Origin of the sequence: Seongchinamella sediminis (assembly GCF_003457605.1) — a bacterium.
GTDB classification, from domain to species: domain Bacteria; phylum Pseudomonadota; class Gammaproteobacteria; order Pseudomonadales; family Halieaceae; genus Halioglobus; species Halioglobus sediminis.
The window spans coordinates 21392-36076 of the sequence record NZ_QRAN01000018.1; the positions used below are offsets into that span (position 1 = coordinate 21392).

Consider the following 14685-nt stretch of genomic DNA (forward strand, 5'->3'; position numbering starts at 1 on the left):
GCCAGACCCCAAGCTTACTGTTTCGGGCTGACAATTGCAGCGCTGACTTTGCCGCGCTGGGTCCTGTGTACGGGAAGCACGCCGGGCCAGGGCTCGAAGGCCTGCAGGAATACCTCACTGACCATCAGCGTGCGACCTGCAATAGTAAAGCGCGAGCGCCTTGCCCAGGCCGGCCCCTGCTGGCGCAGGCCAGCCGGGACATAGTCGCAGGCGCCGTTGAGCCGGGCGACCTCGAAGGGGCTGCGGCGCATCCCCGGGTGGCTGAAAAGAATGGCGCCGAGAGGGCGATTCTGCAGTCGCCGCAGGTGCGCCAGCTTGCCGGTCAGGCTGGAGATGGGCAGCACCGAGCGGGCGAAAACCACCCTGTTGCTTCCCTGGTTCAGGGCGACTTCCCGCACCAGCGCCAACTGCCGGTTCGGTAAGCCCAGCAGCTGGCGTTCCGACGGCAGCGGCACTTCCCAGCCCTGGTAGAGCCGGCGGACACTGAATGTGCCCCGCTGCTGGTCGATCAGCCTGCCGGTGAGGGAGCCATCGTCCAGCAGCCAGCGCCGTACCGCCGGCGCCAGCTCACCGGTGGTGAGCTGTTCCACCGGTCGCCACAGGGGTTCGCGCCGCACCCGGTGAATGGCGCGGGGCGGATGAACATTGGCTGTGCGGGTGTGTTTATTCATGCAGTGGCGAGAATGCGCGATCAGCACGCCCCTTGCAAGGCGTTGCTGGCCTGAAATGCCACTGGCCGCGACCCACATAGCCCTTGCACAATTTTCACACAACCCTATAGTGTTGCCCCCTGAATTTGTTTCCCCGGCGCTGTCGTCAGCATTGGGGAGTAACCTCCGGAAACAGAGACAGCACGAGCGAGCACAACGATGAGTAGATGGGAATGTATAGTCTGCGGCCTGATATACGACGAGAAGGAAGGCTGGCCCGATGACGGTATCGCCCCCGGAACCCGCTGGGAGGACGTCCCCGAGGACTGGCTCTGCCCCGACTGCGGCGTGGGCAAGGAGGACTTCGAACTGCTCGAGGAGTCGCCGGTGGACGATACTCCCCATCATGAGGAACCGGTGGTCGATACGGTTCACTCGCCGGTGGTGATCCTCGGCACTGGCCTCGCCGGCTACGGCCTGGCCAAGGAGTTCCGCAAACACGATACGGACACGCCGCTGATCCTGATTACCTCCGATGACGGCCGCTCCTACTCCAAGCCGATGCTGTCTACCGGCTACACCAAGGACACGTCCACCGACGACCTGGCGCAACTGGATGCCGGCAGCATGGGCCGTATGCTCAAGGCCAGCGTGTGGACCATGACCAGGGTCAGCGCTATCGACACCGAGAACCAGCTGATCAAGGTGGGTGACGCTGAGACCGCGGTCCACTACGGCAAGCTGGTACTGGCGCTGGGCGCCGATGTGATCCGGCCGCCCATCGAAGGCGATGGCCTGGACAAGGTTTACTCGGTTAACGACCTGCTGGATTACGACGACTTCCGCACGGCGATGAAGAAGAACGACGTCAAAAAAGTCTGCCTGATCGGCGGCGGCCTGATCGGCTGCGAGTACACCAATGACCTGATCAACGGCGGCTTCCAGACCGAAACCGTGGACCCGCTGGGCTACTGCCTGCCGACCCTGTTGCCCGAGCCCGCCGGCAAGGCGGTGCAGGCGGCGCTTGAGGAGCAGGGCGCGAAGTTCCACTTCGGCCCGCTGGTGACCGAGGTCAACAAGGCTGATATCGGTGTGGAGGTAAAGCTCAACAACGGTGAAACCATTGTCGCCGACCTCGTGGTCTCGGCGGTGGGTGTGCGCCCCCGCGTCGAGCTGGCCCAGGCATCCGGCATCGAAACCAACCGCGGCGTGGTGACCAACCGCCTGCTGGAGACCAGCGCGCCCAACGTGTACGCGATGGGTGATTGCGCCGAGGTGGCCGGACACGTGCTGGTTTATGTCGCGCCGCTGATGGCCCAGGCCCGGGCCCTGGGCAAGACCCTGGCCGGCGAACCCACTGAGGTCAGCTACCCGGCCATGCCGGTTACCATCAAGGTCCCCGCCTGCCCGGTCACCGTGGCCCCTCCCCCTGCCGGGGTCGAAGGCGAGTGGAGCTTTGAAATTGATGGCCACAACGTCAAGGCCGAGTTCCGCGACGCCAGCGGCGCCCTGCTGGGCTTCGCCCTTACCGGTGAGGCAACGCGGCACAAGATGGCCCTGCAGAAGGAACTGCCGGCGATCATGGCCTGAGCATGCCCAATCCCGGGCGTGCCGCAGAGCAACAGACCCGCCGCTGGCTCGAGGAATTTGTGGTGGGGCTGAACCTCTGCCCCTTTGCCCGCCCGCTGCTGGATTCCCCCCGGCTGCGCATTGCCAGCTGTGCCGCGGACGAACTTGCGGCGCTGCAACAATTCTTTCTCGCCGAGCTGGACCTGCTGCAGTCCTCCCCGGAGATGGAAGTGGCCACCAGCCTGCTGGTTTTTACCGGCGCCCTGGGCGACTTCGACGACTACCTGGGCTTTCTCGATCTGGCCCAGGAGCTGCTGGATGCCGCCGGCCTGCGCGGTGTGCTCCAGTTGGCCAGCTTCCATCCCGACTACCAGTTCGAGGGCGAACCCGCCGCTGCCGCCAGCCACTTCAGCAATCGCTCCCCCTGGCCGACTATCCACCTGATCCGGGAAGATATGCTGGAGCGGGTGCTGCTGGACTTTCCCGACCCGGAGGGAATTCCCGGCCGCAATGTCCAGCACCTGCAGGCCCTGGGGCCGGAAGAACTGCAGTCGCGCTGGCTGGCGCTGAAACGTTCCGGGCCGACAGACCCATAAAACCAGCGAAATCGGTTACCAGCGGCAGCAACGCGTTTCCGCGGAAGCGCGCTGTGCAGTCGTCCTGGAGTGAAGCCGGAAGGCATATGCTGATCTGACACAACACCGCCATGTATTTGCGGGGCTTGTTATGTCTGCGACCCGCAGTAAGGAATGGCCGTATGCCTGCGCACACTGAATTGTTACAACTGATAAGCTGTTAATGTGCGCAAGTCTCTTTGTTGGGTTAAGCTAGAACCACGAGACTTCGAGAAGGAATTCGAGTCATGTCAGTATCTGCGCCGGGCAGTACATCATTGCATCAGTCCACTCGGGCAGTAGGTTCCATCCTTTCGCGTTTCCGCGGAAACATTTTTCCCTTCCACGCTTGGCGCAAATTAATAAGTTGCGCCAATTCGCCCCTGGCGGGGCCGGACGCCCAAACCGCTACGCGGTTTCTTCGCCTTTGCGCAAGGCGTTATGGGCTCCTCCCGTACCCATCCCACCTCTTGTCAGGACGCTAATATTGGTATATTTTCTATACCACTATGAAGTTCCAGTACGACCAAAGAAAGAGCGCATCTAATCTCAGGAAGCATGGGATAGATTTTGAGCAGGCGCAATTCCTGTGGGATGACCCTAACTTAGTTGAGTTAGCCGCGAGGTCTGATGATGAACCAAGATCAATCGTAATCGCTCGTTTCAATAGGCAGTACTGGTCTGCCGTTTTTACCCTTAGAGACGAGGAGATTCGATTAATATCGGTCAGGCGATCTCGAAAAGCTGAGGTAGAGCTCTATGAAAGCTAAAGATTTTGACAAAAAATTCGACCAGGGTAAGGAAGACATAGTTGAAGACCTGGATCTTTCCAGTCTCAAACGGCCGAATCAAACACCGCGACGAGTTAACGTAGATTTTCCCGAATGGATGATTGTCTCTCTGGACAGAGAGGCGGCACGGCTGGGAGTCACGCGACAATCGATCATCAAAGTCTGGCTGGCTGAACGCCTTGAACACGCCTCTAACAAGTAAAGCAGGCGGATGGCTTCGCCGCGGACTCTTCAGGCGTTATTCTGCGGAGAGCGGCAACATAAGTTAACTTCAGGCACACTGCGGTAAAAGCCGCTGCACGATTCGCGCCTCACACCTTGGCAAATTCGCGCTTGCTGCCGGTCCAGCGCTTGATCAGGGGTTCGATCAATTCCGGGTGACTGGCCTGGATTTGGGTCGCCAGTGACTGCACCTGGTCCAGCAGGTGATTGTGCGCCGGCAGCTGGGCGATGCGAAATTCCATCAGGCCGGTTTGCCGGGTGCCGAGTACTTCCCCGGGGCCGCGCAGCTCCATGTCCTTTTCGGCGATAAAAAAGCCGTCGTTGCTGGCGCGCATGGCCTGCAGGCGCTGTTTGCCATTGAACGACAGGGGGCTCTGGTACAGCAGCACACAGTGGCTGGCGGCGGTGCCGCGGCCCACGCGGCCGCGCAGCTGGTGTAACTGGGCGAGGCCCAGTCGCTCCGGGTTCTCGATGATCATCAGGCTGGCGTTGGGAACATCCACGCCCACCTCGATGACGGTGGTGGCGACCAGCAGGTCTATATCGGCAGCCTTGAATGCCGCCATCACGCTGTCTTTCTCGGCGGGCTTCAGGCGCCCGTGCACCAGCCCCACCCGCAGCCCGGGCAGTGCCGCTGCCAGTTCCGCGGCGGTGGCCTCGGCGGCCTGCGCCTGCAGTACATCGCTTTCCTCTACCAGGGTGCAGACCCAGTAGGCCTGGCGGCCGCCGGCGCAGGCCTTGCTGACCCGCTCGACAATCTGCTCGCGGCGGCTGTTGTCGATGAGTACCGTCTCCACCGGTTGCCGCCCCGGCGGCAGTTCATCGATCACCGAGCAGTCCAGGTCGGCGTAGGCCACCATCGACAGGGTGCGGGGAATCGGTGTCGCGGTCATCACCAGCTGGTGCGGGCGGCCGATGTTCTGCCCCGATTTTTCGGTCAGCGACAGTCGCTGGTGAACCCCGAAGCGGTGTTGCTCGTCCACCACCACCAGGCCGAGCCGGTCGAACAGGACATCGCTCTGGAACAGGGCGTGGGTGCCGACCACCAGTCCAGCGTCACCGGCGGCGATGGCCTGCAGTGCCGCCTGACGTTTTTTGCCTTTACTGCGTCCGCTGAGCCAGGCAATGTCAATGTCCAGGCCGGCGAACCAGGTGGCGAAGTTGTTGCGATGTTGCTCCGCCAGGATTTCAGTGGGCGCCATGATCGCCACCTGGTAGCCGCTGGCAATGGCCTGCAGGGCAGCGGCAGCCGCCACCAGGGTCTTGCCGGAACCGACATCGCCCTGCACCAGTCGCAGCATCGGGTGGGGGCGGGCAATGTCGGCGTTGATCTCCGCCATCACCCGCTGCTGGGCGCCGGTGGGCTGGAAAGGCAGCGACGCCAGGAAGCGCGCCAGCAGCGCCGGGTCGCCGCCCAGCACTGGCGCGCCCTCTGCCTGTTGCTGCGCCCGCAGTCCCTGCAGGGTGAGGTTGTGGGCCACCAGCTCCTCGACCGCCAGCCGCAGCTGGGCCGGGTGCTCGCCATCGCGCAGGGCGTCCTGGGGGGCGTCCGGTGGCGGCGAATGCAGGTAAATCAGCGCATCGCCCAGACCGTAGGCGAGATGGTGGTCGGCTGGCAGCAGCTCCCGGGGGGCACTGTGCCTGAGCCGGCTGACCGCCTGCATGCACAGGTTGCGCCACTGGTTCTGGCCAATATTGCCAGTGGCGGGATACACCGGCGTCAGCGCTTCCTCGACGGGTACATCGGCGGCGTTTACCTGGCGGTACTCCGGGTGATACATCTCCAGCCCGCTGCTGCCGCGACGCACCTGGCCGAAGCAGCGCAGCCGGGTGCCGGGGCTGAGACTGTTTTTTTGCGCGGCGGAGAAATGAAAAAAGCGCAGGCTGATGGTGCCGCTGCCATCCTGCAGGCGAACCACCAGGCTGCGGCGCCGGCCGAAGGCAATGTCGGCCACCCGCACCTCTCCCTCTATCACCACGTCCACCCCTTCCCGGGTAGCGCCTATGGGAGTGACCCGGGTGCGGTCCTGATAGCGCAGCGGCAGGTGAAACAGCAGGTCCTCTACCCGGTGGATACCGGCGTCAGCGAGTTTGGCTGCCAGCTTGGGGCCAACGCCGCGGAGCTGGCTGACCGGGTCAGCGGCAATGCCCGACACTAATCTTTCAGCGCCTCGGCGAGTACATCAATGGCCTGGTGGCGGGGGTAGCTCACCCGCCAGGCCAGGGCAATCGTGCGGTGGGGGTTGGGGTCGGAGAACGGCCGCAGGACCAGCTCCTGTTCGCCGTAGGAAGCCACATTGGCCGCCGACTCGGGCAACACGGTGATGCCCATGCCGCTGGCGACCATATGTTTGAGGGTCTCCAGTGAACTCCCTTCCACCACCGCCTGGTCGCGGGCATTGTGCGCGGCGATGGATTCCTGCAAGCCCGGGCAGGCCTCGAGCACCTGGTCCCGGAAGCAGTGACCCTCACCCATCAGCAACACCCGGTGTTCCGCCAGGGCTGCCGGGTCAATTCTGTCGCTGGCGGCCAGGGGGTGGTCCTTCTGCAGCAGCACCATGAACGGTTCATCGAACAGGGGGCGGGTTACGACCTCCGGTTCGGTAAAGGGCAGGGCGATGAAAATGGCGTCCAGGGCGCCGCTGCTCAGCTTTACCCGCAAATCGGCGGTGTAGCTTTCCTCAATGTACATGGGCATGCCCGGCGCCAGTTTGCGGATGCGCGGCACCAGCCGGGGAAACAGGTAGGGTCCCACGGTGTAGATGGCGCCCACCGAGAGCACACTGCCCAGCGGGTCCTTGCCCTGCTCGGCGAGGTGTACCAGGTTGTGAATTTCCTGGAGTACGGTGCGGGCCTGTTTGACAATGCGCTCGCCGATGGGTGTTGGGCTCACCTTGTGCCGGGCGCGTTCGAACAGGCTGATACCCAGCTCTTCTTCCAGTTTTTTTATGGCGATGCTGAGCGTGGGCTGGCTGACGTTGCAGGCGTCGGCCGCCTTGCGGAAGTGCCCCGCTTCCGACAGGGCGACCAGGTAGCGCAGTTCAGTGAGCGTCATCAGACAGCCAGAATGGCTTCAACTTCGATGTCCACCGCTTTCGGCAGGGCGGCGACCTGGACGCAGGCGCGGGCCGGGTAGGGCTCGCGGAAGTACTCGGCCATGACCTCATTGACCGCGGCAAAGTCGCCCAGGTCGGTGAGGGAAATATTGATCTTGACGGCCTTGTCCAGGGAACCGCCCGCCGCCTCGGCGATAGCGGCAAGGTTGTCGAATACCTGCTTTGTCTGGGCCGTGATGTCGCCGCTGACCAGCTCCATGGAGCCGGGAACCAGCGGGATCTGGCCGGAGACCCATACCGTATTGCCCACTTTCACGGCCTGCGAGTAGGGGCCAATCGCTTCCGGTGCATTGGGGGTGGAGATAATGGCGCGGTTGCTCACGTGCTTGCTCCTGCTTGCCTAGTTCTTGAGACGGACTACCTTGCGCACGGAACTGGTGCTGCGCAGGCGTTTCATGATTCGCGCCAGGTGGACGCGGTTCTTAACCAGCATCTCGAGGTCGACGAAGGTAAACTGGTAATCCTTGTCCTCGGTGGAGATTTTCTCGATGTTAACGCCCATGGCGTTGATGCGGGTCGCCAGCACGGCGATCATGCCGCGGCGATTCTCTACCTCGATGCGCAATTCCACTGCGTATTCGCCTTCGACCTGGTCGTCCCAGCGCAGGGCCACCAGGCGTTCGCTGTTCTCGCGCATGTCGTTGAGGTTGTTGCAGCGCTCGCGATGCACAACCACGCCTTTTTCCGAGCTCAGGTAGCCCTCAATGGGGTCACCGGGTATCGGGTGGCAGCACTTGGCGTAGGTGAGCATAAAGCCCTCGGTGCCGCGGATCGCCACCGGGTGGGCGTGGTCCGGTTCGGAGTGGTCCGCATCCTCCTCGCCGAGGATTTGCTGGGCGGTGATCGCCGGCAGTCGGTTGCCGCGGGCGATGTCCTCCAGCAGCTGCTCCAGGCCGGGGTACTGGTGCTCGCCGAGAAACTCCTCCAGCTCGTCTTCCGGGATGGTCTCCAGGCTGCTGTCCATGGCAGCCAGGGCCCGGTCCAGCAGTCGCCGGCCCAGGGCGACCGAGTCTTCCCGGGTCTGGTGCTTGAGGAAGTGGCGGATGTTGGTCCGGGCCTTGGCGGTCACCGCGTAGTTGAACCAGGACGGGTTGGGGCTGGCGCCTTTGGCGGTGAGAATTTCCACCGTCTGACCGCTCTGCAGGGGCTCCGACAGGGGCGCCAGGCGGCGGTTGATGCGGCAGGCCACACAGCTGTTGCCGACATCGGTATGGACCGCGTAGGCGAAATCGACGGCGGTGGCACCCCGGGGGAGTTCCATGATGCGGCCCTTGGGGGTGAACACGTAGATCTCGTCCGGGAACAGGTCGATCTTGACGCTTTCAATGAATTCCAGCGAGTTACCCGCCCGTTGCTGCATTTCCAGCAGTCCCTGGACCCACTCCCTGGCCCGGGCATGGCTGCCATTGGTGGACTGGGTGTCGCTCTTGTACAACCAGTGGGCGGCGATGCCGTTGTTGGCCATGTCCTCCATCTCCCGGGTGCGGATCTGGATTTCAATGGGGACTCCGTGCATGCCCATCAATATGGTGTGCAGCGACTGGTAACCGTTGGCCTTGGGAATGGCGATGTAATCCTTGAACTCCCCGGGCACCGGCTTGTACAGGCTGTGCACGCAGCCCAGTACGCGATAACAGGTGTCCACGGAGTCGACGATGATGCGAAAAGCGTAGATGTCCATGATCTCGGAGAAGGACTTCCGCTTGGACTTCATCTTCTTGTAAATGCTGTAGAGGTGCTTTTCCCGGCCCATCACCTCGGCTTCGTGGCCCTCCTGGGCCAGGGTGGCCTCTATCTGCTGGCGGATTTTGTCGACCAGCTCCTTGCGGTGGCCGCGGGCGTTGCGCAGGGCCGCCTTGATGCGGCGGGCGCGCATGGGGTGCAGGGCGGAAAAACCCAGATCCTCGAATTCCATACGCACGTTGTTCATGCCCAGGCGCATGGCGATGGGGGCGTAGATCTCCAGGGTCTCCCGGGCGATCCGCCGGGCCTTGCTGGTCTGCAGCACGCCCAGGGTGCGCATGTTGTGGAGCCGGTCCGCCAGCTTGACCAGGATAACCCGTATGTCCCGGGCCATGGCCAGGGCCATCTTCTGGAAGTTCTCCGCCTGCTTCTCTTCCAGCGACTCGAACTCCATCTGGGTCAGCTTGCTGACCCCGTCAACCAGCTCCGCCACCGGGGCGCCGAACTGCTCGCCGATGGCGGACTTGGGAATGCCGGTGTCCTCGATGACGTCATGGAGCATGGCGGCCACCAGGCTCTGGTGGTCCATGTGCATGTCGGCGAGGATGATGGCCACCGCCAGCGGGTGGGTAACGTAGGGCTCGCCGCTGCGCCGCAGCTGGCCATGGTGGGCCTGCTCGGCGAAGTAGTAGGCGCGTTTTACGCTATTGCTTTGCTCCGGGGTGAGGTAGCTCTGGAGCGTGTGGGTGAGGGCATCGATCGGCTGAACGGCGTTCATGGATATGCTGTTCTGCGATGCCCCTTCAGCTTAGAGGGGCTCGCTGCTGGCCTCCATCATGACTTCAGCCAGTTCCTCCTCGGCTTCCAGCTCGTCCTCGCGAGTGAGGATGTCGGGGGTGATCAGGCCTTCGGCGATTTCGCGCAGGGCGATCACGGTGGGCTTGTCGGATTCCTCCTGGACCAGGGGATCCTTGCCGCCGGTGGCCATTTGCCGGGCGCGCTTGCTGGCTACCATGACCAGCTCGAAGCGGTTAGCGACGTTTTCCAGGCAATCTTGAACGGTTACACGTGCCATGAATAAAATTTCCATTAGTGAGTAATTAAACAGGACCGGAAATTATACCCGTGTGCGGGTCATTGCTCCAGCGTGAATAATGCCCGCCGGGGGCTCAGCTGAACAATTTGTTGAGCAGCGGTTCCAGGGTCTGGCGCTGCTTGCCCGTGGCCAGGCGGTGGCAGCTGACAATGGCCTGCAACTCCGCCACCGCCCGGTCGAAATCTTCGTTGACCACCAGGAAATCGCTCTCCACATAGTGCGACATCTCCTCGACCGCTTCGGCCATGCGGCCCTCGATGGTGTGGGAGTCATCCTGGCCGCGGGCGGTCAGGCGCTGTAGCAGGGTCAGCCGGGAGGGGGGCAGGATAAAGATCGCCCGGGTAGCCGGCAGCAGGCGTTTCACCTGGGCCGCTCCCTGCCAGTCGATCTCGAGAATGACATCGGTACCGGCGGCCAGTTGCTCTTCCACCCAGGCCTGGGAGGTGCCGTAGAGGTTGCCAAAGACCCTGGCGTGCTCGAGGAAGGCCGCTTCTTCCAGCATGGCGAGGAACTCAGCCTCGCTCACAAAGTGATAGTTAACGCCGTGTTCCTCTCCCGGGCGCATCTCCCGGGTGGTGTGGGAGACCGAGACCCGCAGGTCCGCGGTGCGCTCGATCAGGGCGGCCACCAGGCTGGTCTTGCCGGCCCCCGAGGGTGCGGAAACGGTATACAGGGTTCCGGTGCGACTCATCGGCAGGTGCCCTTATTCAATATTCTGGATTTGTTCACGCATCTGCTCGATCAGTACCTTCAGCTCCACCGCACTCTGGGTGGTGCCGCTGGAGGTTGACTTCGACGACAGAGTGTTGGCCTCGCGATTGAGCTCCTGCATCAAAAAATCCAGGCGCCGGCCACAGGGACCCCCCTTGTCCAGGGTCCGGCGAACCTCGGCCACGTGTGCGTCGAGCCGGTCCAGTTCCTCATCGACATCGGCCTTTTGCGCCATGTGCACCAGCTCCTGCTCCAGCCGGCCCTGGTCGACCTCCACATCCAGTTCGGCGATCCGGGCGACGACCCTGTCGCGCTGCTGCTGCAGCAGTTGCGGCACGCGCTGACGGGTCTCCGCCACCGCGGCTTCCACCTGGCTGATCCGTTCGTCGATCAAGGCCGAGAGTTTTTCTCCTTCCCGGGCACGGTTGTCGGCCACGGTGTCCAGCGCCTGTTCAAACAGCGATCGGGCCGACCGGTGCAGTTCCTCCTCGGAGTGCTCGGGGGCGCTGCAGACGCCGGGAAACTGAAGTACTTCCAGTGCTGTGGGTTGGCGGGTGTCGATAACTGCAGTCACGCGTTTGGCGGCCGCTGCCAGCTGTTGCAGCTGCTCCTGGTTGATCTCCAGGGATGCGCTGCGTTCGGGATGAGGCTGGATCCGCATCATGCAGTCCATCTTGCCCCTGGCCAGCTTGCGCGCCGCCAGTTCGCGCAGGCGGGTTTCCAGCGCGCGCAGGCTGTCTGGCAGCTTGAAGCTGCAATCCAGGTAGCGATGATTGACGGATCGCAGCTCGACGGTCAGCACGCCCTGCTCGGTATTGCTGCTCTCCCGGGCAAAAGCGGTCATGCTGTGGATCCTGGCCAATACTGCGCTTCCTTGTAATTTAACGTGGGCTGGAAAGTGTAGCAGCTTGCCGGGACTGCTCACAGTGGGCTGCGACGCGTATACTTGCGCATTCTTTACAGTGGAGAGCTTGCATGCAACGCCCCAGCGGTCGCAACCCGAATGAGCTTCGGGACATTACCATCACCCGTAATTTTACCTGTCACGCAGAGGGTTCCGTCCTCATCTGCTTCGGCAATACCAAGGTTATTTGCACCGCCAGCGTGGAGGAGGGGGTGCCCCGTTTCCTGCGCGGCAAGGGCAGCGGCTGGGTCACCGCCGAATACGGGATGCTGCCGCGCTCGACCGACAGCCGCATGGGGCGCGAGGCCGCTCGCGGCAAACAGGGTGGCCGCACAGTGGAAATCCAGCGCCTGATAGGACGCTCCCTGCGCGCCGCCCTCGACCTGAAAAAGCTCGGCGAGAATACCATCACCATCGACTGCGACGTGATCCAGGCCGATGGCGGTACCCGCACTGCCTCCATCACCGGCGCCCTGGTGGCGCTGGTGGACGCCATCAACTACCTGCAGCGGCAGAAAATCATCAACACCGACCCGCTGCTGGAGATGGTGGCCTCGGTATCCGTGGGGGTCTACCAGGGGGTGCCCGTGCTGGATCTGGACTATCCCGAGGATTCGGCCGCCGATACTGACATGAATGTGATCATGGGTGAATCAGGCGGCTTTATCGAGGTGCAGGGCACCGCCGAGCAGGCACCGTTCAAGCGCGATGAGCTCAATGCCATGCTGGACCTGGCCAGTGAGGGGATTTTCCAGCTGATCGGGAGGCAGAAGGCGGCGCTGGCGGAGGGTTGAGGTTTTCGGCACTTGCTTTGTGGGCGCGCCGGTTGGACCTAGCAGATGTAAGTTCCTGGCTTTACCGGGATGACGTGCCCCCAGGATGACTAACGGGCTGTGGAGGACTACAGCTCGATGTCGTAATCCATGATCACCGGGGCGTGGCTGGAGAACTCGCGGCTCTTGTAGATAGCGCCGTAGTCCACCGCGTATTGCAGCCCCTTGGAGATCACGTGGAAGTCGGTGCGCCAGCCATTCTTGCTGCGGTCGCCCCCGGGCCACCAGGTGAATTCGTCCTGGTCGGAATTGATCTCACGGAAGGCGTCCACGTAGCCTTCGGTGAACAGCTCGTTCATCCACTGGCGCTCCTCCGCCAGAAAGCCCGATACGGTGCTGTTGCTCTCGGTGTCCTGGACATCGCCGGGGGTGTGGGCAATATTCCAGCCGCCACAGATAATGAATTCACGGCGCTTGTTGCGGACCTTTTGCAGATGGTTGCCCAGCAGCTCGAAAAATTCGTTCTTGCGGGCCTGTTGCCCAGCGTTTCCCGGTTCGGCGTGAGGCGCCAACAGACAGCCCACGCTGATGTTTTCGTAGTCCGCCTGGATGTAACGGCCTTCCATATCGAAGTCGGCGAAACCGAGGCCAGTCATGATGGCCTTGGGCAGTTGGCGGCAGTAAATGGCCACGCCATTGGCCTTGCCGTCGATGTCGTCGAAGAAATAAGGATTATAGTCTTCCGGGAAGAACAGGTTGTCCTGCAGGTCGTACTCAGAGCACTGTAAATCCTGGATGCAGACAACGTCGGCGTCCTGTTCTTTCAGCCAGTCGTAAAATCCATTTTCAGCGGCCTTCCTGATGCCGTCGGCGCTGAAGCTGATGATGCGCATTAATAGCCCCTTGATATGAGAGCGTGTATTATGTCCAACCCAGGCGGGCCACCTGTTTCAGGCGGCCTCACGGACAGTCCAAACTCGTATTCCGATTACTACTGATTTCAGTCCCGCTACTGTTACTGTTTATTTGTCTACTCCGCCAACTCATGGGCTCGGAGCAGTAGTAGAGACCGGGTAGCCGCTCATTCTATCCGGGAATGGGCGGATAACAAAGTCCGGAATCGGGTGGCAGTTGTGAATTCAGGCCACACCTTGAGGAGAATAATCCCCATGCAGGCGTACCAGACGGAATTTATTGAGCTGGCGAAAGAGTACGAAGTGCTCAAGTTCGGCGAGTTTACCCTGAAATCGGGCCGCATCAGCCCCTATTTTTTCAATGCCGGGGCATTTGACAGTGGCCGGGCGCTAGCCGCCCTGGGTCGTTGCTACGCCAACCGCATAGCCGCCTCCGGCATCGAATTTGATGTGCTGCTGGGGCCGGCCTACAAGGGTATTCCCCTGGCGACCGCGACCGCGGTGGCCCTGGCCAACGACCACGGCCTGGATGTGCCCTTTGCCTATAACCGCAAGGAAGCCAAGGCCCACGGCGAGGGTGGGGTGATGGTAGGGGCGCCGCTGAGAGGCCGGGTGCTGGTGATTGACGACGTCATCACCGCCGGCACTGCGGTGCGTGAAGTGATCGCCATGATCGAGGGGGCGGGCGCGAGGCTGGCAGGTGTCGCCATCGGCCTCAATCGCCAGGAGCGGGGCGAGGGCGAACTGTCGGCCATCCAGGAACTGGAAAAAAACTATGGCGTGCCGGTGCTCAGTATCATCGACATGAGCCACATCATCGCCTACCTGGAGCAAACCGGCGAATCCGCAGAGGTGCTTGCGAAGATGAAGGAATACCGCGATCGCTACGGGGTGTGACTTGTTCCTGCCAGCACCAGCGCCTATATTGGGCGGCATGAATCGCAAGCACTCACTAATTTGCGGCGTTACTGTCGCGGCATTGTCCATGTTGCCGTTTACCGCTTCCGCGGTAGAGCTGTACCGCTACACCAATGACCAGGGCAACATGGTGGTCGACTACCAGGTACCGCCGGAGTACGTCAAACATGGCTACGAGGTCCTCAACGACGAGGGCGTGGTGGTGCGGGTGGTCCCGCGGGAACTGTCCGAGGAAGAGCAGAAAGAGGCCGACGCCCGCAAGCGCCTGGAAGAGGAGGCCCTGGCCGAGCAGCAGCGGCTGCGGGAGTGGGACGAAGCCCTGCTGCTCCGCTACAGCTCCATCGAAGATATCGAGGCCGCCCAGGAGCGCGCCCTGCGTGATCTGAGAATCCGGGTCAGCATCCTCAAGTCCAACAAGCGCTCCCTGAAACAGCAGGTGGAAAATTACCAGGCCCAGGCCGCGGAAATGGAGCGCATGGGCAATCAGGTAGACGAGGCGCGGCTACAGGCCATCGCCGACCTGCAGGCGGAAATTGCAGTCAGCGACCGGGCCATCGCCGATCGCAATGAGGAAATTGAGGAAGTCCAGGCCGCCTACCAGGCGGATATCGAGCGTTTTACCGTGTTGCTGGACATGGTGGAGTTCCGGCGCAACATGATGGCCCAGCAGCGGGCGGAACAACAGAAGAATACGCGGCAAGACCCGCGCCGCTGATCAGGCCTG

16 protein-coding genes are annotated in these 14685 nt (G+C 62.3%); 7 read left to right on the plus strand and 9 right to left on the minus strand.

The window, feature by feature from the left end:
- Nucleotides 1–14: 14 nt before the first annotated feature.
- Nucleotides 15–671: a chorismate--pyruvate lyase family protein gene (locus tag DWB85_RS15090; protein WP_117956301.1), complete on the minus strand. Its 657-nt coding sequence runs from the start codon at nt 669–671 to the stop codon at nt 15–17.
- Between the two features lie 198 nt (nt 672–869).
- Here DWB85_RS15090 and DWB85_RS15095 point away from each other — a divergent pair, with 198 nt between their 5' ends.
- The 4 genes from DWB85_RS15095 (at nt 870) to brnA (ending at nt 3826) form a co-directional block, all read left to right on the plus strand.
- Nucleotides 870–2240, plus strand: coding sequence for an FAD-dependent oxidoreductase (locus DWB85_RS15095; protein ID WP_117956302.1), 1371 nt, complete (start codon nt 870–872; stop codon nt 2238–2240).
- Between the two features lie 2 nt (nt 2241–2242).
- A complete protein-coding gene (locus DWB85_RS15100; protein ID WP_117956303.1) occupies nt 2243–2815 on the plus strand; it encodes a DUF1415 domain-containing protein in 573 nt (190 codons plus the stop codon).
- Between the two features lie 527 nt (nt 2816–3342).
- Nucleotides 3343–3603, plus strand: a complete 261-nt coding sequence (locus tag DWB85_RS19990) for a BrnT family toxin (RefSeq protein WP_117956304.1) — start codon at nt 3343–3345, stop codon at nt 3601–3603.
- A complete protein-coding gene (brnA, locus tag DWB85_RS15110; protein WP_117956305.1) occupies nt 3593–3826 on the plus strand; it encodes a type II toxin-antitoxin system BrnA family antitoxin in 234 nt (77 codons plus the stop codon). Before DWB85_RS19990 ends, brnA begins: the two co-directional genes overlap by 11 nt.
- 109 nt (nt 3827–3935) lie before the next feature.
- Here brnA and recG read toward each other — a convergent pair whose 3' ends face one another.
- The 7 genes from recG to DWB85_RS15145 all read right to left on the minus strand — a co-directional run bounded on the left by recG (nt 3936) and on the right by DWB85_RS15145 (nt 11296).
- Nucleotides 3936–6002 carry an ATP-dependent DNA helicase RecG gene (gene recG / locus DWB85_RS15115; RefSeq protein ID WP_117956306.1) on the minus strand — a complete coding sequence of 689 codons (2067 nt, stop codon included), beginning with the start codon at nt 6000–6002 and terminating at the stop codon, nt 3936–3938.
- Nucleotides 6002–6901: a hydrogen peroxide-inducible genes activator gene (locus tag DWB85_RS15120; RefSeq protein ID WP_117956307.1), complete on the minus strand. Its 900-nt coding sequence runs from the start codon at nt 6899–6901 to the stop codon at nt 6002–6004. Before DWB85_RS15120 ends, recG begins: the two co-directional genes overlap by 1 nt.
- On the minus strand, nt 6901–7284 hold the full coding sequence (locus tag DWB85_RS15125; RefSeq protein ID WP_117956308.1) for a RidA family protein: 384 nt from the start codon (nt 7282–7284) through the stop codon (nt 6901–6903). The genes DWB85_RS15120 and DWB85_RS15125 overlap by 1 nt, the downstream gene beginning before the upstream one ends.
- Nucleotides 7285–7302: 18 nt before the next feature.
- A complete protein-coding gene (gene spoT / locus DWB85_RS15130) occupies nt 7303–9423 on the minus strand; it encodes a bifunctional GTP diphosphokinase/guanosine-3',5'-bis pyrophosphate 3'-pyrophosphohydrolase (RefSeq protein ID WP_117956309.1) in 2121 nt (706 codons plus the stop codon).
- A 30-nt stretch (nt 9424–9453) separates the two neighbouring features.
- Nucleotides 9454–9720, minus strand: a complete 267-nt coding sequence (rpoZ, locus tag DWB85_RS15135) for a DNA-directed RNA polymerase subunit omega (RefSeq protein WP_117956310.1) — start codon at nt 9718–9720, stop codon at nt 9454–9456.
- A gap of 94 nt (nt 9721–9814) precedes the next feature.
- Nucleotides 9815–10432 (minus strand): guanylate kinase, encoded by a 618-nt coding sequence (gene gmk / locus DWB85_RS15140; protein ID WP_117956311.1) that lies wholly within the window; start codon nt 10430–10432, stop codon nt 9815–9817.
- A 12-nt stretch (nt 10433–10444) separates the two neighbouring features.
- Nucleotides 10445–11296 carry a YicC/YloC family endoribonuclease gene (locus DWB85_RS15145; RefSeq protein ID WP_117956312.1) on the minus strand — a complete coding sequence of 284 codons (852 nt, stop codon included), beginning with the start codon at nt 11294–11296 and terminating at the stop codon, nt 10445–10447.
- Nucleotides 11297–11427: 131 nt separating this feature from the next.
- On the opposite strand from DWB85_RS15145, the gene rph reads away from it, so the two are divergent.
- Entirely contained in the window at nt 11428–12150 is a 723-nt protein-coding gene (gene rph / locus DWB85_RS15150) for a ribonuclease PH (RefSeq protein ID WP_117956313.1), read from the plus strand.
- Between the two features lie 107 nt (nt 12151–12257).
- Here the strand turns inward: rph and DWB85_RS15155 are convergent, their stop codons facing one another.
- Entirely contained in the window at nt 12258–13022 is a 765-nt protein-coding gene (locus DWB85_RS15155; RefSeq protein WP_117956314.1) for an exodeoxyribonuclease III, read from the minus strand.
- Between the two features lie 276 nt (nt 13023–13298).
- Here DWB85_RS15155 and pyrE point away from each other — a divergent pair, with 276 nt between their 5' ends.
- Together pyrE and DWB85_RS15165 are read left to right on the plus strand one after the other, a co-directional pair.
- Entirely contained in the window at nt 13299–13940 is a 642-nt protein-coding gene (gene pyrE / locus DWB85_RS15160; protein ID WP_117956315.1) for an orotate phosphoribosyltransferase, read from the plus strand.
- Between the two features lie 88 nt (nt 13941–14028).
- On the plus strand, nt 14029–14676 hold the full coding sequence (locus tag DWB85_RS15165; protein ID WP_117956316.1) for a hypothetical protein: 648 nt from the start codon (nt 14029–14031) through the stop codon (nt 14674–14676).
- Nucleotides 14677–14685 lie beyond the last annotated feature (9 nt).

Bases quoted from the DNA above. Each gene is read 5' to 3' on its own strand.
- DWB85_RS15090 (WP_117956301.1), bottom strand. From the start codon at position 671: ATGAATAAACACACCCGCACAGCCAATGTTCATCCGCCCCGCGCCATT.
- DWB85_RS15095 (WP_117956302.1), top strand. From the start codon at position 870: ATGAGTAGATGGGAATGTATAGTCTGCGGCCTGATATACGACGAGAAG.
- DWB85_RS15100 (WP_117956303.1), top strand. From the start codon at position 2,243: ATGCCCAATCCCGGGCGTGCCGCAGAGCAACAGACCCGCCGCTGGCTC.
- DWB85_RS19990 (WP_117956304.1), top strand. From the start codon at position 3,343: ATGAAGTTCCAGTACGACCAAAGAAAGAGCGCATCTAATCTCAGGAAG.
- brnA (WP_117956305.1), top strand. From the start codon at position 3,593: ATGAAAGCTAAAGATTTTGACAAAAAATTCGACCAGGGTAAGGAAGAC.
- DWB85_RS15120 (WP_117956307.1), bottom strand. From the start codon at position 6,901: ATGACGCTCACTGAACTGCGCTACCTGGTCGCCCTGTCGGAAGCGGGG.
- spoT (WP_117956309.1), bottom strand. From the start codon at position 9,423: ATGAACGCCGTTCAGCCGATCGATGCCCTCACCCACACGCTCCAGAGC.
- rpoZ (WP_117956310.1), bottom strand. From the start codon at position 9,720: ATGGCACGTGTAACCGTTCAAGATTGCCTGGAAAACGTCGCTAACCGC.
- gmk (WP_117956311.1), bottom strand. From the start codon at position 10,432: ATGAGTCGCACCGGAACCCTGTATACCGTTTCCGCACCCTCGGGGGCC.
- DWB85_RS15145 (WP_117956312.1), bottom strand. From the start codon at position 11,296: ATGACCGCTTTTGCCCGGGAGAGCAGCAATACCGAGCAGGGCGTGCTG.
- rph (WP_117956313.1), top strand. From the start codon at position 11,428: ATGCAACGCCCCAGCGGTCGCAACCCGAATGAGCTTCGGGACATTACC.
- DWB85_RS15155 (WP_117956314.1), bottom strand. From the start codon at position 13,022: ATGCGCATCATCAGCTTCAGCGCCGACGGCATCAGGAAGGCCGCTGAA.
- pyrE (WP_117956315.1), top strand. From the start codon at position 13,299: ATGCAGGCGTACCAGACGGAATTTATTGAGCTGGCGAAAGAGTACGAA.
- DWB85_RS15165 (WP_117956316.1), top strand. From the start codon at position 14,029: ATGTTGCCGTTTACCGCTTCCGCGGTAGAGCTGTACCGCTACACCAAT.